This is a genomic window from Salinicola sp. LHM, assembly GCF_034479735.1.
In the GTDB taxonomy this organism is placed as follows: Bacteria; Pseudomonadota; Gammaproteobacteria; order Pseudomonadales; family Halomonadaceae; genus Salinicola; species Salinicola salarius.
In genome coordinates this window covers 3,750,440-3,768,430 of the sequence record NZ_CP140261.1, presented here as the reverse complement: position 1 = coordinate 3,768,430, position 17,991 = coordinate 3,750,440, and the positions used below count along the sequence as shown (strand labels likewise).

Sequence of the window (17,991 nt, the reverse complement as noted above, 5' to 3'; positions counted from 1 at the left end):
ATTGCCAAACAATTATTAGCCAGCTACATTTTTGCCATCATTCATCCCAGGAAGCGCATTCATGGCATCCCCCAAGCTTTTCACGCCGCTCACGCTCGGCGAGCTGGAACTTCCCAATCGCATCGTCATCTCGCCAATGTGCCAGTACTCCGCCGATACGCATGGCAACATGACCAGCTGGCATACCATCCACCTCGGCAACCTGGCGCTCTCCGGCGCCGGGCTGTTGATCATCGAGGCCTCGGCGGTCGCGCCGAAAGGGCGGATCACGCCGGGCGATGCGGGTCTCTATTCGGACGACAACGAGCAGGCGATGGCGCGCGTGCTCGAGTCCGTGCGTGCCCACTCGCCGATGCCGATCGGTATCCAGCTCGGCCACGCCGGCCGCAAGGCCTCCTGCCAGGCGCCGTGGGAAGGCGGGGCGCAACTGGGGCTCGACGAGGGCGGTTGGGAAACGGTGGCGCCGTCCGCCGTGCCCTATTCGGAAGGCCAGCGTCCGCCGCAGGCGATGAGCCTCGATGATGTCGAACGGCTCAAGGCGGATTTCGTCGCCGCGGCCAGGCGCGCCGACCGTCTCGGCTTCGAGCTGATCGAGCTGCACGCGGCTCACGGTTACCTGTTGCACGAGTTCCTGTCGCCGATCTCCAACCAGCGAGACGACGAATACGGCGGCAGCCTGGAAAACCGCATGCGGTTGATTCTCGAGATCTTCGATGCCGTTCGCGAGGTATTTCCGAGCGAGAAGCCGGTGGGCATTCGCATCTCGGGCAGCGACTGGGTCGAAGGCGGCTGGGATCTGGAGCAGAGCGTCGCGCTGGCGCGAGCGCTTGATGCCCGCGGCTGCAGCTTCATCGACTGCTCCGGCGGTGGTCTCGATCCGCGCCAGGCGCTCGACGTCGGTCCCAACTATCAGGTGCCGTTCGCGCGCCGCATGAAGCAGGAAGTCGCCATGCCGGTGATCGCGGTCGGCCTGATCACCGAGCCGGAGCAGGCCGAAGGCATCGTCTTCAGCGGCGAGGCGGACGCCGTCGCCCTGGCACGCGGCATTCTCTTCGATCCGCGCTGGCCGTGGCACGCCGCCGCCAGGCTCGGCGCCAGCGTGCACGCGCCGAAGCAGTATCTCCGCAGCCAGCCGCATACGCTGAAGAACCTGTTCGACGCCTGAGCATCATTCACGGGTGCATCACTCGCGGGAGTATCATTGGCGGGGAGGCGAAGCGGCAGCGGCGTCGTCATCAGATGGCCTGAGCGCTTCGATCGCTTGCCTCGCGTCCTCCAGGCTGGTCGGATCGTCGATGGTCGAGGGCGTATCGAACGCCTCGCCATCGGCGATATGGCGCAACGCCTTGCGCAGGATCTTGCCCGAGCGGGTCTTGGGCAGGCGCTCGACCACCAACACCTGCTTGAAGCAGGCCACCGGGCCGATGCGTTCTCGCACCAGCGCAACCAGCTCTTGCTCCAGCGTTGTCGTGTCGCCTTCGAAATCCGCTCTGGGAATGACCATTCCCAGCGGCAGTTGCCCCTTCAATGGATCCTGGGTGCCGATCACCGCGCACTCCGCCACCGCCGGATGCGAGCCGAGAACCTCTTCCATTTCCCCGGTAGAGAGCCGATGTCCGGCGACGTTGATCACATCGTCGGTACGTCCCATCACGAACAGATAGCCATCCTCGTCGAAGTAACCGCTGTCTCCGCTGAGGTAGTAGCCGGGGTGCGCCTTCATGTACGCCTGCGCCATGCGTTCGGGATCGCCCCAGATGCCGCTCAGACAGGCCGGCGGTAGAGGGTGCTTGATCACGACGCTGCCGTGGGTAAGGGCGGGAACCTCTTCGCCCCGGCGATCGAGAATGCGCACGTCATAGCCCGGCACCGGCATGGTGGCCGAACCCGCCTTGGTCGGCATCGGCGTGAGTCCGAGCGGATTGGCGGCGATCGGCCAGCCGGTTTCGGTCTGCCACCAGTGATCGATCACCGGCACTTGGAGGTGCGACTTCAGCCAGTGATAGGTCGGTGGATCGAGACGTTCGCCAGCGAGAAACAGCGATTCGAGTCTATGGATGTCGTACTCCGCCAGCAGCCGCGCATCGGGATCTTCTTTTCTCACCGCGCGGAAGGCGGTCGGTGCGGTAAAGAAGCTCTTCACGTTGTATTCCGAGATCAGCCGCCAGAAGGCGCCGGCATCGGGCGTGCGTACCGGCTTGCCTTCGTAGACGACGCTGCTGCAGCCAGCGAGCAGCGGAGCGTAGACGATGTAGGAGTGCCCCACGACCCAGCCCACGTCCGAAGCGGAGAAGAACACCTCGCCCGGCGCCATCGCGTAGATCGCTTCCATCGAGTAATGCAGCGCCACGGCATAGCCGCCGGTATCGCGTACCACGCCCTTGGGTTTGCCCGTGGTGCCGGAGGTATAGAGGATATAGAGCGGATCGGTGGCCGCGACTGCCACACAGTCCACCGGCCTGGCCGATGCCATCGACTCCTCCCAGTCGTGGTCACCGGGGCCGAGCTCGGCGCGCACGGCGTCACGCTGCAGATAGAGGCAGCCTGACGGTGCATGGGCGCTGTGGCGGAGTGCGTCCGCCACGATCGGCTGATAAGGCACCACACGATCCACTTCGACACCGCAGGAAGCGCTGATCACCAGCTTGGGTCGCGCGTCGTCGATGCGCAGGGCCAGCTCGCGGGGGGAGAAACCGCCGAACACGACCGAATGGATGGCGCCGAGCCGGGCGCAGGCATACATCGCGATCAGTGCCTCCGGCACCATCGGCATGTAGATCACCACCCGGTCGCCTTGGGTCACGCCAAGTTTTTGCAACGCACCGGCGCACAGCGCGACCTGGTCGCGCATCTCGCGGTAGGTCAGTTGCCGTTTGCCACGCGTCACCGGCGAGTCCCAGTAGATCGCGACCTGATCGCCTCGCCCCTGATCGACATGATGATCGAGGGCGGCATGGCAAAGGTTGAGCTCTCCGTCGGCGAACCAGCGGGCATGTCCTCCGTCGCCGGTGGTGAGTGCCTGGGTCGGAGGCCGGAACCAGGGGATACGCGCCGCCTGATGCATCCAGAAGGCGTTGGGGTCATCGAGCGAGCGGCGATAGTCGTCTTGATAGCGGTTCATGCAAACCCCCGGAGGCAGTGATCGTTCCTCCACCACGGGGAGGCGTCAATGACACTCTAGGGCCGAAGCGAAGCTTTCAGACTTCAACCATCGGCTAATTTCGACGAATGGATGCGTAACGAGGCTCTCCGGCGGAGGAAGATTCTGCTCACACCGTGTCCTCGATCCGCCAGTTGACCGGCACTTCGGCAATGCTGGCCGACGGCGGCAGTTCCAGCAGCAGGCGAACGATGCGTGTGACGTCCTCGGGCTGAGTGACCTCCTCGGCGTCGACATCGGCACCCGCCGCCATGTCGGTGGCGACGAAGCCGGGGCAGATCGCGGTGGCGCGCACGCGGGTCTCGGCACTACAGTGGCGCAGGCCGTGGACGAACGCCTGCGCCGCGAACTTGCTCATGGCGTAAAGCCCCGACCCCGGCGAGCGCACCCGCTTGCCCGAGAGCGACACGATCGACACCACCTTGCCCTGCCGGGCGTCGACCAGATGCGGCCAGGCCTGCTGGGTCAGCAGCATGGGCGCCTTGGCGTTGACCGCCATGACCCGGTCGAATTCGTTGCCGTCCGCTTCCAGCACCGAAGCGCGGCTGAGCACGCCGGCGTTGTTGACCAGCGCATCGATACCGCCGAACACGCGTACCGTCTCCTCGACCCAGGATCGGGCGCTCTGCGAATCCAGCGCATCGTAGTGGCAGACCAGCCAGTCATTGCGCTCCGGGCGTTCGGCGGGCTCGGTCCGACAACCGAGGCTGACGCGCCAGCCAGCGGCGTGAAGAGTCTCGGCGATGGCGGCACCGATGCCGCGATTGGCACCGCTGACCATGACCACGGGGGCGTCGTTGGACATCTCTGGTTCCTCGAGTGGAGACGGAAGGTGGCGGGCCGAGTGACAGGCCGCCGACTTCCCGGTCAGCCTAGCGGGGCGTTGCCCATCCCGCGAGCGAAGCCGCCAGCGCGTCGCTCAGTCTGTCCACGTGTTCCCGGGCGAATACCAGCGGTGGGCGGATCTTGAGCACGTTGCCGTAGGGGCCGGTGGCGCTGATCAGCACACGGCGCTCGCGCAGCAGGGTGGCGGGCTTCCGCTCATTCTGGCGGACTCGGAATGGCGCGAAGGGCAACTGGTCCGAGCCCTCGAACCGGTCCGGGATATTCCCGTCGAGATTCACACGACCCGCGCCAGGACTTCGCTGCCGGCTTTTGCCGAGGCGTTCTGGCAGCGCCTGACGACGTTGTCTTCGACCGTCACGCTGCGTTCGAGCTTCCCTGAGCCGGATGCTCCGACGCCGGCCCCGTTACTCGCCTCCGATACGATCCAGCAACGCCATCTGTGCCTCGGGGATCTCCAGCGCCGCCGCCTCGATGTTCTCGCGCAAGTGCTCGGGCGATGACGTGCCCGGGATCAGCAGGATGTTGGGCGAGCGCTTGAGCAGCCACGCCAGCGCCACCTGCATCGGCGTGGCGTCGAGCGTCTTCGCGACGTCGGAAAGCGTGTCGGACTGCAGGGGCGTGAACCCGCCCAGCGGGAAGAACGGCACGTAGGGAATGCCCTCCGCGGCCAATTGATCGATCAACGCATCATCGGCGCGATTGGCCAGGTTGTATTGATTCTGCACGCAGACGATGGGCACGATTTTCTGGCCATCGGCGACCTGCGTGGCGGTGACATTGCTCAGCCCGATGTGCTTGATCAGACCTCGTTCCCTGAGTTCGGCGAGCGTCGTCAGCGGCGCCTCCAGCGAGCCTTCCGCCGGCCCGTGGACGTCCAGCATGCTGCGCAGGTTGACGACTTCCATCTGTTCCAGCCCCAGATTGCGGAGGTTGTCTTCTACCGCCCGGGTCAGCTCGGCTGGCGAGAGCGCGGGCAGCCAGGCGCCGGTCTCGTCGCGTCGGGCGCTGACCTTGGTGACGATGCAGAGTTCGTCGGGATAGGGATGCAGCGCCTGCTTGATGAGCTGGTTGGTAACGTGCGGGCCGTAGAAATCCGAGGTATCGATATGGTCGATGCCGGCGGCGAGCACGTCCTTGAGCACCTGAATGGCGCGTGCTGGATCCTTGGGCGGACCGAACACGCCGGGGCCGGCGAGCTGCATCGCGCCGTAGCCCAGCCGTTTGACCCGGCGGTCGCCGAGGAAATAGGTGCCAGCCTTGTCGATGAGGGACATGCGTTCACTCCTGTGTCGAATAGCGGATGTCAGACGCCCTTATGGGTCCTTATGGTAGGCCTGTCGATGCTGTGCAACTATGCCGATCGATCCAGACAGGCCGCCCGGCTGCCCCAAAATCGAAAAAGTGGAACAGGCGCTGGATGCGATCGACGAGTTTCGAGGCCTCGCCGGCTGTCATGATCGGTCTGTCACCTGGCAGGCGCTGGGCTACTTTCTGCCGCTGTTCGCACTGGATACGGTTAGGGCCGAAATGCCTTACCCCGCGTCCGCTTCTCTTCTCGCCGTACGCCGGTTGGAAACGACGAAGGCAATGCCGAAGACGATCGAGAACAGCAGCACGATGGTCGGAGCCGGCGCGCTGTCGATGAAGAACGAGAGATAGACGCCGAGAAAGGCGATGACTGCGGACAGCGTCACCGAGAGCAGCAGCATGGTGGCGAAGCGTCGGGCCAGCAGGAAGGCGATGGCGCCGGGCGCGATCAGTAGCGCGATGGCGAGGATGATCCCGGCGGCTTTCAGGGCGCCGACGATGGTCAGCGAGATCAGGCAGAGCAGGCCGTAGTGCAGTGCCCGGGTTCGCAGGCCCACCGCCCGGGCCTGGGTCGGGTCGAAGGCGTGGAGCAGGAAGTCCTTCCATTTCAGGCCGATGACGCCGACGGTGACCAGGGCGATCAGCGCCGATTCCAGAATGTCGCGCCAGGCCACGCCGAGGATGTCGCCGAACAGGATGTGGTCGAGATGCACCGTCGTCTGGATCTTGACGTAGAGCACCAGGCCGGCGCCGAACATGCCGGCGTAGACAATGCCCATCACCGTGTCCTGCTTGATCCGGCTGTTCTCCTCGAGGAAGCCGGTCGCGACGGCGCAGAACATGCCGGCGACGAAGGCGCCGATGGCGTAGGGAATGCCGACGAGATAGGCAATCACCACGCCCGGGAAGACGGCGTGGGAGATGGCATCCCCCATCAGCGACCAGCCCTTGAGCACCAGGAAGCAGGAGAGCAGGGCCATCGGTATGGTGACCAGCACGGCGATGATCATGGCGTTGACCATGAAGCCGAACTGGAACGGCATCAGCAGCGTATCGAGCCAGCTCATGGTCGCGGCTCCTCGTCGGGTTCTTGCGATTCTGATAGAGGCGCTGACGATAGCGGCTGGCGTGCTGGCTCACGAGCCAGCGACGCCGCAGCACGACGTCTTGCCGCCAGCATCCCGTGCTTGGGCGCGAACACGAACGCGACGAGGAAGATCGTCGTCTGCAGTACCACGATGATGCCGCCGGTGGCGCCGTCGAGGAAGTAACTGGCGTAGGCGCCGACGAAGCTGGTCAGCGTGCCGATCGTCACCGCGATGATCAGCAGCCGCGGGAAGCGGTCGCTCAGCAGGTAGGCCGTCGCCCTCCGGGGTGATGACCATGCAGATCACCAGAAACGCGCCCACCGTCTGCAGTGCCGCGACGGTCGATGCCGCCAGCAGGGTGAAGAACAGGATCTTGAGCGCGGTGGGGTTGAGCCCGATCGAGCGGGCGTGGCTCTCGTCGAAGAACGTCACCATCAGATCCTTCCACTTGGCCAGCAGAATGACCAGCGAGATCACGCCGATTGCCACCAGCTGCAGCGTGTCGGCGGGCGTAATCGCCAGGATGTTGCCGAGCACGATGGTCTGGATGTTCACCGAGGTCGGCGACAGCGACACCATGAACAGCCCCAGGCCGAAGAACGAGCTGAAGATCAGCCCGATGATGACGTCTTCTTTCAGCTTGCTGCGCTGATTGAGAAACAGCATCGCCGCCGAGGCGAGCCCGCCGGCGAGGAAGGCGCCGAGCGAAAACGGCAGCCCCAGCATGTAGGCACCGGCGACACCGGGCACGATCGAATGCGATAGCGCATCGCCGATCAGCGACCAGCCCTTGAGCATCAGGTAGCAGGAGAGAAACGCGCAGACGCCGCCGACCAGCGCCGACACCCACATGGCGTTGCGCATGTAGCCATAGCCGAAGGGTTCGACTAGCTGGCCGAGCGGCTCCAGCAGCAGGTCGGCTGGCATGAGCAGGGCCTCCATCAGCCGGGATCTCCCTCGCCGCCTTGGCGCCGCGCGGCGATGCCGTTCTGCAGCACCAGCGGTCGCTCGTCGTCGGTGAACACGCCCACGGCGTGGGGTGGCGCGCCGGCCGGCTGGGACTGATCGAGCACGAAATGGCGCAGCACGCCGCCGAAGGCGCGTTCCAGGTTGCGCTGGGTGAAGATCTCGTCGGTGGGGCCGTAGGCGAGTACCGTGCCCTTGATCATCACCGTCCGGTCGCAGAACTCCGGCACCGAGCCGAGATTGTGGGTCGAGACCAGCATCACGCGGCCCTCGGCGCGCAGTTCGCGCAGCAGTTGAATGATCTGATCCTCGGTCTGGACGTCGACGCCGGTGAACGGCTCGTCGAGCAGGATCACCCGGCTATCCTGGGCCAGCGCGCGGGCCAGGAAGACGCGCTTCTTCTGGCCGCCGGATAGCTCGCCGATCTGGCGCTGACGGAACTCGCTCATGTTGACGCGTGCCAGCGCGGTGGCGACCGCCTCGTGGTCGGCGCGTTTGGGGATCCGCAGCATCCCCATGTGGCCGTAGCGCCCCATCATCACCACGTCTTCGACCAGCACCGGGAAGTTCCAGTCGACCTCTTCCGACTGCGGCACGTAGGCGATCAGGTTGCGCTTGAGCGCTTCGCGCGCTGGCAGGCCCAGCACGCGTATCTCGCCCCGGGCCAGGCGCACGAAACCCATGATCGCCTTGAACAGCGTCGACTTGCCGGAACCGTTCACGCCCACCAGCGCAGTGATCGTGCCGGTGGGAATCTCGAAGCTGGTATCGCGCAGCGCGGTATGACCGTTGCGGTAGGTCACGGCGGCATCGACGACGCGGATGCCGGCGCCGGCCTCTTCACGATCGATGGACGTCTGCTCGGGGCCGGCGAATGTCGTCTCGGCCGTCGTGTCGGCATGAATCGTCATGATGAAGCCCCCTGGGTCAGGCCTTTCACGATCGTCTCCGAAGTGACGCGCAGCAGGTCGATATAGGTCGGCACCGGGCCGTCGGGTTCGCTGAGGGAGTCGACGTAGAGCACGCCGCCGTAACGGATGCCGGTCTCGCGGGCGACCTGCTGCGCCGGCTTGTCGGAGACGGTGCTCTCGCTGAAGATCGTCGGAATGTCGTTGGCGCGGATCACATCGATGACCTCGCGAACCTGCTGTGGCGTGCCTTGCTGATCGGCGTTGATCGGCCACAGATAGCGCTCTTTCAGGCCGAAATCCCGCGCCAGATAGGAGAATGCGCCTTCGCTCGTCACCAGCCAGCGATCCTGCTCCGGGATCCGCGCCAGTGACTCGCGGATGGGCGCGAAGGCAGCTTCGATCTCGTGCTTGTAACGCTCGGCGTTGTTGCGGTAGATCTCGGCATTGGCGGGGTCGTGCTCGACGAACGCATCGCGGATGTTGTCGACGTAGATCAACGCGCTCGTCGGTGACATCCACGCATGCGGGTTGGGCTTGCCATCGTAGGGGCCCTCGGCGATGCCGATCGGCGCGATGCCATCAGACACGACGACGCTCGGGACATCGCTGAGATTGCGGAAGAAGCGTTCGAACCAGCGTTCCAGATCGAGCCCGTTCCACAGGATCATGTCCGCATCCTGGGCGCGGAGGATGTCGCGCGGCGTCGGCGCGTAATTGTGGATCTCGGCGCCCGGCCGCGTGATCGACTCGACGATGGCCGCGTCCCCGGCCACGTTCTGCGCCATGTCCGCGATCACCGTGAAGGTGGTCACGGCCTTGAACTTGTCCTGGCTCACGTCTTTCCCGGTGTCCTGCGCGCTGGCGGACATCGACAGCAAAACCAGCGCGGCGGTCGCCACGACCATCCAGCGGCGGTGCATCAGCCTCGGCATATGACTTTCCTCGATCGACAGGGAAACGGCGGCAGAGCCGCGGATTCGATATCGTCCGCTATTGCGTTGCTTCGATAGCGAACCGTTAGCACGATTGCTTCTTATACCTTGGTTAAACAGTATTCCCTTGGTTTCGATGTATAGCACTGGTTGATTCGGCTGTGAAGTCGAGCAAAGGCGACAAACGCAAAGGACAGACGCGAAGAGAAGAACGAGGCGAGACAAGAAGTGGGGCGGGGAAAGTCATCAAGCCGGCACGGAGCCGGTAAAGAAAGAGCCGGTAAAGGAAAAGAAGCGCGCGCTGAGCGACGCACGCCTGCGTGAATCGAAACTCAGAGTTGTGCCAGCAGCTGCCGGCAATCCTGATGATGCCAATCGGTGAGTGCCGGCCAGCGGTTCTCCGCCACGTTGACCAGAATCGTGCGGGTACCGGCGGCCCGACCACATTCGAGATCCAGCGGGCTGTCGCCCACCATCACCACCTGCGAGGGCGCCACTTGCCAGCGGCGGATGAAATGCTCGAGCCCGCCGGCGTGCGGCTTGGGCGGCGCCTCGTCGCGACCGAGCACCTCGTCGGCGGCAAAGCAGCCGTCCAGGCCGATCGCTTCCAGCGTGATGTGTGCCAGCTCCTTGGCGTTGCGGGTCAGAATGCCGAGGCGGCAGCCGCGCTCGCAGAGCGCCTGAACCAGTTCGACCGCCCCGGTCGCGGCAGTCGAACGCATGGCGAGTTCCCGTTCGTGCTCGAGCAGCCAGGCGTGCTTGGCGTCGCGCTCGGCGGCGGGCAGCGTCTCCAGGTGATGCAGAATATCGGCGCCATCCGGAATCTCCAGTTCGCGCCGGATCGCCGGAAAGTCATGCACGCCGACGGTCAGCGTGCCATCCATGTCGAAGACCCAGTGGGTCAGGCGAGCAAGGTTGACGCTGGGGGAATTTGCATCCGTGGCGTTCGATAGCGTCATGGCAGCCTCTTCTGATAAGGGATCGATCGTGCCCATCTTCGCATGCCGAAGCCGGTCTGCGTCGAATGTGTTCGAATACTGGGGGTTCTCATGTTCCGTATTCGCGCCGACGCTCACGTTCCCGGCAAGCCGTGGCCCGAGCTATATGTGGTAGCAGCGAGTGCTATCATTGATATCATCCATGGGAGGTCTCATGGCATCGATCACTATCCGTAACCTAGACGAGCAATTGAAGGCTCAGCTCCGCATGCAGGCGGCCAGCCATGGTCATTCCATGGAAAGAAGAGGCGCGTATCATTCGGCGTGGTGCCCTGAGTCGGGCGCCACAGGAAGGCCTGGGAAGCCGTATACGGAGGCGGTTTGGCGAAGCGAAGGGCGTCGAACTGGAATTGCCGAACCGGTCCGACAGACCGCGCGACCCAGGACTCGACACATGATCCTGCTGGATACCAACGTGCTCTCCGAGCTGATGCGGCCCGCGCCGGACTTGCGGGTCGTCGAGTGGCTGGATCGCTAGAACGCGGACGCGGTGACGATCTGCTCGATCACCGTCGCGGAAATCCTCTACGGTATCGAACGGTTGCCCGAGGGCAGGCGCAAGCGTGATTTCTCGGCAATGGCGGCGGCCATGTTCGAGGAAGATTTCGCCGGCCGTATTCTTCCGTTCGATAGCGGGCCGCGGCTTACGAGCGGCCATTGCGATAGCGCATGGGCGCTGGTGCGATTCGGTTGCCCGAAGTCACCGCACTCAGGGCTTCTCTCTCCCGAAACATCTCCACTATCCGCTGCTGGGCGATGCCGATGGCGCGACTGGACGAAGATCGATTACCGGCGAGCCTGGTGGATCGCCACGCGGGTTATTGAGTTCGAGATGGATGGCGGAACAACAAGGACAACATCGATGAAGACATTCTTTCACGACGATCAACTGTTGCACCAACCGCAGATCTATTTCTCGCGCGGCAAGATGCGCAAGCCCCAGGAAGTGCGCGACCGCGCCGAACATTTGCTGGCGGCGGCCAGGCGGCTCGGCTTCGAGACTCAGGCACCCAAGGACCACGGAGTCGCGCCGCTGCGGGCGGTGCATTCGCTGCCGTATCTGCGCTTTCTCGAGAGCGCCTATCGGCGCTGGCACGATGTCAGCGAGAACGGGGGCGAAGATTGGGGCGAGGAGGTGATCTCCAGCATCTTCGTGCGTTCGCCCAACGCGCTGCGCGGAATCCTCGCCGAGGCCGCGCGCTATCTGGCGGATGGCAGCGCGCCGGTGGGCAAGCACACCTGGCAGGCCGCCTACTGGGCGGCACAGAGCGCGGTGGCCGGGGCCGAAACGCTGCTGGCGGGCGACCGCTTCGCCTATACGCTGTCGCGCCCGCCGGGGCACCACGCCGGCATCGACTCCGCCGGGGGCTTTTGCTTTCTCAACAACGCCGCCATTGCCGCGCAGCATCTGACCTCACGCTATCCGCGCGTCGTCGTGCTGGACACCGACATGCATCACGGTCAGGGCGTGCAGGAGATCTTCTACGAGCGCGATGACGTCATGTACATCTCGATCCATGGCGACACCACCAACTTCTACCCGGCGGTCACCGGCTTCGAGAACGAGCGCGGGCGCGGCGCGGGGCTGGGTTACAACCTCAATTTGCCGATGCCCCACGGCTCCCCGGAAGCGGTGTTCTTCGACCGCCTCGAAGAAGCCTGCCAGGCCATCCGCCTGTTCGAACCGGACGCGCTGGTACTGGCGCTGGGCTTCGATATCCACGAGAAGGACCCCCAGGCCAGGGTGTCGGTCTCCACGCCGGGCTTCGGCCAGCTTGGGCGCGAGATCTCCGGTCTCGGGTTACCAACGCTGATCGTGCAGGAGGGCGGCTACTACCTGGAAGGGCTCGAAGCCAACGCAGTGAGCTTCTTCGAGGGGTTGTTGGAGCGCTGACAGATTGGTTTCGTAAGATAGCCGCCTAGAGATTCTGCGCCCGGAAATCCCTCGATCGGTCGATCTCGTCGCCGGCGACCATGAAGCGGCCGTGGCCACGGTAGTGGAGCGTCCGGGGGAGTTCGATAGAGGTGTCGACGTGGGCCTTGACGATTTCCCAGATGAACAGCTTGTGGCGGTCGATCTGGCTGTCGTCGACCAGCCGGCATTCGAAGCTGGCATAGCACTCCGCCACCAGCGGCGCCGAGACGATTCCGCCTGAAACCGGTGTCAGCCCGAAGGCGTCGAACTTGTCGAGTTCATCGCCATCGCTGTTGCCCACGCCTACCACGGCATCGACGAGTTCCAGCGTCGGCACGTTGATCGTGCATTCTCGGCTTTCCCGCACCAGCCGGTGGCTATGGTTGCCGGCGCTGATCAGGCAGCCGAAGTGGGCCGGCGAGAAGCCGAGCATCATGTGCCAGCCCATCACCATCAGATTGCGTTCGCCCTGCCACTGAGAACCGACCAGTACGATCGGCCCGGTTTCCAGGTGGCAGCGGCATTGATCCAGCGGGAAGTCGGTTCTGTTTGGTCTCAAGAGTGGTGCCTTTTTGCCGATACGGTGGTTCCAGCATAGATCACCGGCGTCGATGTTCACCGGCATCTGTGATTACTGAAATCCGTGATCACTGACATCGATGACTCGTATATCGGCTATCGATGCCTTCAATTTTTCGTCACATTCGTGTGGTTCTATCCTAGCTGCCATCCCCCCGGACGACAGGCACCCCCGACTCAAGGAGAAGCAGCGTGAAGATTTCAGGGCGCATCAAGGCGTTGATCGTTATGGCAGTGGTTGTCTACGTGCTCGCGCACGTGGTGCGCGCCATGCTGATGACGCTGATCCGCTCGAATGCGCTGCTTCATCCGCCGCATCAGACGCCCAGAGTGCCGCGACGAACGCCTCGCCGCGAGTGCGATGATGCCGAAACCCTGAAGCAGTGCACGCGCTGCTGACGCACGCGATCTCGACGCGTCGATATCCACGAACCCGGCCGCTCAGGCCGGGTTCTTTTTTATGTCGCTGCTTTTTTATGTCGTTAGTGGTCAGGTTCGACATCGTGCGACCACCCACGTCGGCTATGATGAAAGCCAGCCGTGGCAATCGTGTTCTGCCTACGGTGACGACGCCCCCGACGCCAATGACAGGATTTCCATGCAACCCATCAAAATCGCCCTGATCGGCGCTGTCTTCTTTAGTGCGGCCGCCCAGGTCGCTGCGGCGGATAGCGTCACCCTCGGTACCAACAACTGGGCCGAGAATGTGGCCGTGTCCAACATGTGGCAGCAATTGCTGGCAGAGAAAAACATCGACGTCGAGCTCAGCGAAATCTCCAAGCCGCTTCTCTTCGGCGGTCTGGCCAGTGGGGATATCGATCTGTTTCTTGAGGTATGGATTCCCAGCGATCAGACCTATGTCGATCGCTACTCGCAAGATGTCGAGCTCCACGAAACTTGGTACGACGATGCGCGCGACACGCTTGTCGTGCCGAGCTACGTCGAGGGAATCGACAGCGTCGCCGATCTGGCCGAGCGCGAGGAGGATTTCACCTACCAGGGCCAGCCGACCATCTTTGGTATCGGCCCCGGCGCCACCATCTCGGATGAAACCGATGCGGCGATCGAGCAGTATTCGTTGCCTTTTCGTCAGTTGAGCAGTAGCGAAACGGCAATGTTGGCCCAGCTCGAGGAAGCTTACCGCCGCAAGGAGCCGATCGCGCTGACGCTCTGGCAGCCGCATTGGGTCTTTGCGAAATACGACCTCAAGATTCTGGACGATCCCAAGGGCGCACTGGTTTCTGGCCAGCAGGTCAAATGGCTCGCCGAAAAAGGCTTCGATGAATCGCATCCGGGCGTCGCCGCGATGCTGGATGCCTGGCACATGACGCCGGAGCAGCTTTCCACGCTGATGTTGGAGATCGAAAAAACCGGCGATCCTGACCAAGGCGCTGCGCAATGGATCGACGACAATCGAGAGCTGGTCGACGGTTGGCTGGCGGCGGACGACGACGGTTGAGCGTCAGCTCACCTTCTTTCCACCCCATATTTCCACCATACCGCGCTCGTCATCAAAAACGCCCGCATTCCTCTCGAGGAATGCGGGCGTCGTCGCTTCTGCTTGGCATCGGCTGCGTCACTGACGCGATGCCGCCGCGGTCACTTGTTCGGCTGCTTGGTGACGCGCAGGTAAGGCTTCTTCTCGTCCCAGCCGTTGGGGAAGAGTTCCTTGGCCTTCTCGTTGTCGATCGAAGGCACGATGATCACGTCGTCGCCGTCCTGCCAGTTGACCGGCGTGGCGACCTTGTGGCTGTCGGTCAGTTGCAGGCTGTCCAGCACGCGCAGGATCTCGGCGAAGTTGCGGCCGGTGCTGGGCGGATAGGTGATCGTCAGGCGCACCTTCCTGGCCGGGTCGATGATGAACACCGAGCGCACGGTATTGGTACCGCTGGCGTTGGGGTGAATCATGCCGTAGGCCTCGCTCACCGAGCGGTCGGCGTCGGCTAGCAGCGGGAAGTTGAGCCCGCAGCCCTGGGTTTCCTCGATGTCGCCGACCCAGCGGGTGTGATCGTCGAGCGGGTCGACGGAAAGGCCGATCGCCTTGGTGTTGCGACGCTCGAATTCCGGCTTGAGGCGCGAGACTTCCCCCAGCTCGGTGGTGCAGACCGGCGTGAAATCGGCCGGGTGAGAAAACAGAATGACCCAACTGTCGCCGGCCCACTCGTGGAAATTGATCGGGCCGTCGGTGCTTTCCTGGGTGAAATCGGGAGCGGTATCGCCAAGTTGCAAAGCCATGACTTTCTCCTGTTGCCGTTGACGGCTTCTGTGCGAAGCCTCGAGTCGAGTGCTTATCATGACGGGCGAGAGCAGTGTCGTGAAACAATCGATAGCACTAACGACATGCCAACGCTCGTGATGTGTGAATGACCTACCTATAACGTGGTAGCCAAGGCCCGATATCTCAAGGGCGAGTCCGTTTTTCCCTTCGCCGTCGCGTTCGGGTCAATTCGCTGGCGCGGCCGCCCCCAGGTAGTGCTGGCGCCAGTAGCGAATATCCAGCGACGAAACGCTGACCGTGCGGCCGCTACCGGGAGCGTGGATCATCTGGCGATCGCCCATGTAGATGCCGACATGGGTCGCGCGATTGCCGGAGCCGAAGAACAGCAGGTCGCCGGGCCGGGCGACATCGATCTCGTCGAGGGCGTGGAACTGCTCGTTGGAGGTGCGTGGCAACGAAATACCGATCTTGCCGTAGGCCATCTGGACCAGGCCCGAGCAGTCGTAGCCGCTGGGCGTGGTGCCGCCCCAACGATAAGGCGTGCCGAGCGCCTCCTTGGCCGCCGACATCACCAGAATGCGATCGATGGAGAGGTTGTTGCCATCGATGGCCGGGCCATCGTCGCGGGTGACGATCGCCTTCTGGGTACTGCAACCGGCGAGCAGCAGCAGGAACAGGCCGATGAACAGCAGGCCCGGGTGGGAGAGCGTTGCCTGGCGATTTGATCGGGTCGAGGGAGTCTGCCGCGCCGCGGTGAATCGAGAGAAATGGTGGGTGGTGGTGCCTGTCGCCATGCCCGCGGGCCCTGTCTGCCGGTTTCAACCGAGTGTAGAGCAGGTGCCCGGTGCTGCAAAGTCGTCCGGTTCAGGCGTTTCGGTATGCGGTCGTCGTGATTCTCTTCGAACCGAGGGCGGGAACCGCGACGCTTGAGAGCGGCAGAGGTTGCCCCCACTGTCTGGTGTCGCCCATCGGCGTTTCGGCTGTCTGTCGATATCGTCATCCGGACCCACAGGAGGATCCCATGTCCATTGCCGAAGACCAGGTTCCCGGCGTGCAAGCCGCCCCGACGGAAACGCGAGGCTTCGTGTTCAACCACACCATGTTGCGCGCCAAGGACCCCGAAGTTTCGCTTTCCTTCTACACGCGGGTGTTCGGCATGCGTCTGCTGCGCAAGCTCGACTTCCCAGAGATGCAGTTCACGCTCTATTTCCTGGCGCGTGTCGATGACGCCGACGCGATCCCCGAGGATGACGGCGAGCGCACCGCCTACACCTTCTCCCAGAAGGGCGTGCTGGAGCTGACCCATAACTGGGGCAGCGAAGAAAATCCCGAGCTTTCGTATCACGACGGCAACGCCGAGCCGCAGGGCTTCGGGCATATCTGCTTCTCGGTGCCGGATCTCGCGGCGGCGGAGCAGTGGTTCGATGCCAACGATGTCGAATTCAAGAAGCGTTCGGATCAGGGCAAGATGAAGAACGTGATCTTCGTCAAGGACCCCGACGGCTACTGGATCGAGGTCGTGCAGCCCTCGCTGTCGAAAGGGCTGGGAGCCTAGTCGTTCGACGGCTCCTGCCGTCATCGCTTTTTTGTTCGAAGTAGCTCGAGACGCCTAGGGCACGTCACCCGGCGTCTCCCCACCCGGCAGGGCATCGCTCGGGCGTTGGGGCGAGTCGCCTCGGGTCGAGGCATAAGGGGAGCGCCGCAGGCAGCTGGCATCGAGCTGGGCGAGCGTGGGTCGGCCGAGCTGGGCCATCAGGTTATGCAACTGATCCTTGAGCAGGTCTATGGCATGGGCCGCGCCGGCCTCTCCGCCCAGGGCGAGGCCGTAGAGGGTCGCGCGCCCGCACAGCACGCCCTCGGCGCCCAGTGCCACGGCCTTGGCGATGTCGCTGCCGCGCCGGATGCCGCTATCCAGCAGTATGTGCATCGAATCTCCCACCGCGTCGACGACCTCGGGCAAAGCATCGAGCGTCGCTGGCGCGCCGTCGAGCTGGCGCCCGCCGTGGTTGGTGACGACCACGCCGTCGGCGCCGATGCGCTTGGCCTCGAGTGCATCCTCGGCGTTGAGAATCCCCTTGATCAACAGCTTGCCGGGCCAGCGTTCGCGAATGTCGGCCAGCACTTCCCAGGTCAGCCGGCGCGTCATGCGCTGATTGATATAGCCGGCGGCGCTGCCCGCGCTCTGCTGCTCCCTGGGCAGATACTTCACCAGATTGCCCAGCGTCGGCAGCCCCTGAGGCCAGAGCGCGCGATAGGCCCATTGCGGATGCAGGCCGGCATCCAGCAGGTAAGGCCACGCCAGGCGCCGGGGGTTGAGGTAGCTTCTCGAATCCCATTCGCGGCGCCCCAGCACGACGGTGTCCGTCGTCACCATCAGCGTCTCGACGCCGACGTTCCTGGCGCGTTCGAGCATGTCGTTGCGCACGGCTTCGTCGTCCAGCACATAGAGCTGAAACCACAGCCGCGCGTCCGGCACGGCGGCGGCGAGGGTTTCCAGGCTGGCACAGGAGACCGTGCTGAGCGTGAAGGGGATGCCACGACTGGCCGCGGCCCGTGCCAGGGCGATATCGCCATCCCGCCACAGCATGCCGTTGTAGCCGGTGGGAGCGATGGCCAGCGGCAGTTCGGCAGGGCCATCCAGCAGTCGGGTACGGCTGTCTCTGGCCTCGACATCGACCAGCGTGCGCGGTTGCCAGCCCCAGGCGGCGAAGGCGCGACGGTTGTCGCCGAGCGTGGTTTCGTCCTCGGAACCGCCGTGGACATACTCCCAGGCGAAGGCCGGGAGACGTTGGCGCGCCATCCAGGCGAGTTCATCGATGCTCTGCGCGCGGCGCCAGGCATAGTGGGAGGAGTAGCGACGTTTCACGAAACCTCTCGATATCGGCAGGGATCAGGGCGTCCCGATACTCTCGACGTTAGCACGCCATGCATTCGTCGACGATGCCACCAAGGGCGGGGTGAAAGGTGGCCTGGCCGTCACCAGGTGAGTCGCGATTCGGCCAGGGGAACCTGCTCGGCGCGAGGGCGTCTGATGAACGATTCTCTTCGGTGCAGCCCGATTCGCGATGAT

At 63.9% G+C, this 17,991-nt stretch carries 19 protein-coding genes and 1 pseudogene; 6 read left to right on the top strand and 14 right to left on the bottom strand.

Annotated features, from left to right (window positions below):
- Positions 1–61 precede the first annotated feature (61 nt).
- Positions 62–1,165 (top strand): NADH:flavin oxidoreductase/NADH oxidase, encoded by a 1,104-nt coding sequence (locus tag R5R73_RS17140; RefSeq protein WP_322528157.1) that lies wholly within the window; start codon positions 62–64, stop codon positions 1,163–1,165.
- A 33-nt stretch (positions 1,166–1,198) separates the two neighbouring features.
- On the opposite strand, the gene R5R73_RS17135 is transcribed toward R5R73_RS17140, so the two are convergent.
- The 10 genes and pseudogenes from R5R73_RS17135 to R5R73_RS17090 form a co-directional block, all read right to left on the bottom strand.
- On the bottom strand, positions 1,199–3,121 hold the full coding sequence (locus tag R5R73_RS17135; protein WP_322528156.1) for a propionyl-CoA synthetase: 1,923 nt from the start codon (positions 3,119–3,121) through the stop codon (positions 1,199–1,201).
- 148 nt (positions 3,122–3,269) lie between these two features.
- Complete coding sequence (locus R5R73_RS17130; RefSeq protein WP_322528155.1) at positions 3,270–3,965, bottom strand: SDR family NAD(P)-dependent oxidoreductase; 696 nt, start codon at positions 3,963–3,965, stop codon at positions 3,270–3,272.
- A gap of 67 nt (positions 3,966–4,032) precedes the next feature.
- A complete protein-coding gene (locus R5R73_RS17125) occupies positions 4,033–4,236 on the bottom strand; it encodes a hypothetical protein (RefSeq protein ID WP_322528154.1) in 204 nt (67 codons plus the stop codon).
- A gap of 174 nt (positions 4,237–4,410) precedes the next feature.
- The gene (locus R5R73_RS17120) at positions 4,411–5,280 is read right to left on the bottom strand and encodes an aldo/keto reductase family oxidoreductase (RefSeq protein ID WP_322528153.1); all 870 of its coding nucleotides are present in this window, start codon (positions 5,278–5,280) and stop codon (positions 4,411–4,413) included.
- Positions 5,281–5,538: 258 nt separating this feature from the next.
- The gene (locus R5R73_RS17115) at positions 5,539–6,381 is read right to left on the bottom strand and encodes a metal ABC transporter permease (protein WP_322528152.1); all 843 of its coding nucleotides are present in this window, start codon (positions 6,379–6,381) and stop codon (positions 5,539–5,541) included.
- On the bottom strand, positions 6,378–6,629 hold the full coding sequence (locus tag R5R73_RS17110; RefSeq protein WP_322528151.1) for a metal ABC transporter permease: 252 nt from the start codon (positions 6,627–6,629) through the stop codon (positions 6,378–6,380). Before R5R73_RS17110 ends, R5R73_RS17115 begins: the two co-directional genes overlap by 4 nt.
- 115 nt (positions 6,630–6,744) lie before the next feature.
- Positions 6,745–7,254 (bottom strand): annotated as a pseudogene (locus R5R73_RS17105) (metal ABC transporter permease); the annotation flags it as partial.
- An 89-nt stretch (positions 7,255–7,343) separates the two neighbouring features.
- Positions 7,344–8,279 carry a manganese/iron ABC transporter ATP-binding protein gene (locus R5R73_RS17100; protein ID WP_322528150.1) on the bottom strand — a complete coding sequence of 312 codons (936 nt, stop codon included), beginning with the start codon at positions 8,277–8,279 and terminating at the stop codon, positions 7,344–7,346.
- A complete protein-coding gene (locus R5R73_RS17095; RefSeq protein ID WP_322528149.1) occupies positions 8,276–9,211 on the bottom strand; it encodes a metal ABC transporter substrate-binding protein in 936 nt (311 codons plus the stop codon). The genes R5R73_RS17100 and R5R73_RS17095 overlap by 4 nt, the downstream gene beginning before the upstream one ends.
- A gap of 332 nt (positions 9,212–9,543) precedes the next feature.
- On the bottom strand, positions 9,544–10,170 hold the full coding sequence (locus R5R73_RS17090; RefSeq protein ID WP_322528148.1) for an HAD family hydrolase: 627 nt from the start codon (positions 10,168–10,170) through the stop codon (positions 9,544–9,546).
- 181 nt (positions 10,171–10,351) lie between these two features.
- Between R5R73_RS17090 and R5R73_RS19315 the strand changes: the two genes are divergently transcribed.
- Positions 10,352–10,687 (top strand): FitA-like ribbon-helix-helix domain-containing protein, encoded by a 336-nt coding sequence (locus tag R5R73_RS19315; protein ID WP_416221199.1) that lies wholly within the window; start codon positions 10,352–10,354, stop codon positions 10,685–10,687.
- A 384-nt stretch (positions 10,688–11,071) separates the two neighbouring features.
- On the top strand, positions 11,072–12,103 hold the full coding sequence (locus R5R73_RS17085) for a histone deacetylase family protein (protein ID WP_322528147.1): 1,032 nt from the start codon (positions 11,072–11,074) through the stop codon (positions 12,101–12,103).
- A gap of 25 nt (positions 12,104–12,128) precedes the next feature.
- Here the strand turns inward: R5R73_RS17085 and R5R73_RS17080 are convergent, their stop codons facing one another.
- Complete coding sequence (locus R5R73_RS17080; protein WP_322528146.1) at positions 12,129–12,683, bottom strand: flavin reductase family protein; 555 nt, start codon at positions 12,681–12,683, stop codon at positions 12,129–12,131.
- Between the two features lie 212 nt (positions 12,684–12,895).
- On the opposite strand from R5R73_RS17080, the gene R5R73_RS17075 reads away from it, so the two are divergent.
- Together R5R73_RS17075 and R5R73_RS17070 are read left to right on the top strand one after the other, a co-directional pair.
- Entirely contained in the window at positions 12,896–13,102 is a 207-nt protein-coding gene (locus R5R73_RS17075) for a hypothetical protein (RefSeq protein WP_322528145.1), read from the top strand.
- A 61-nt stretch (positions 13,103–13,163) separates the two neighbouring features.
- Entirely contained in the window at positions 13,164–14,162 is a 999-nt protein-coding gene (locus R5R73_RS17070; RefSeq protein ID WP_322528144.1) for a glycine betaine ABC transporter substrate-binding protein, read from the top strand.
- Between the two features lie 140 nt (positions 14,163–14,302).
- On the opposite strand, the gene R5R73_RS17065 is transcribed toward R5R73_RS17070, so the two are convergent.
- Complete coding sequence (locus tag R5R73_RS17065) at positions 14,303–14,998, bottom strand: peroxiredoxin (RefSeq protein ID WP_282097191.1); 696 nt, start codon at positions 14,996–14,998, stop codon at positions 14,303–14,305.
- A 147-nt stretch (positions 14,999–15,145) separates the two neighbouring features.
- Positions 15,146–15,715 (bottom strand): C40 family peptidase, encoded by a 570-nt coding sequence (locus R5R73_RS17060; protein ID WP_322528143.1) that lies wholly within the window; start codon positions 15,713–15,715, stop codon positions 15,146–15,148.
- A 227-nt stretch (positions 15,716–15,942) separates the two neighbouring features.
- On the opposite strand from R5R73_RS17060, the gene gloA reads away from it, so the two are divergent.
- Positions 15,943–16,476: a lactoylglutathione lyase gene (gene gloA / locus R5R73_RS17055; RefSeq protein WP_322528142.1), complete on the top strand. Its 534-nt coding sequence runs from the start codon at positions 15,943–15,945 to the stop codon at positions 16,474–16,476.
- A 54-nt stretch (positions 16,477–16,530) separates the two neighbouring features.
- Here gloA and R5R73_RS17050 read toward each other — a convergent pair whose 3' ends face one another.
- On the bottom strand, positions 16,531–17,787 hold the full coding sequence (locus R5R73_RS17050) for an alpha-hydroxy acid oxidase (RefSeq protein ID WP_322528141.1): 1,257 nt from the start codon (positions 17,785–17,787) through the stop codon (positions 16,531–16,533).
- Positions 17,788–17,991 lie beyond the last annotated feature (204 nt).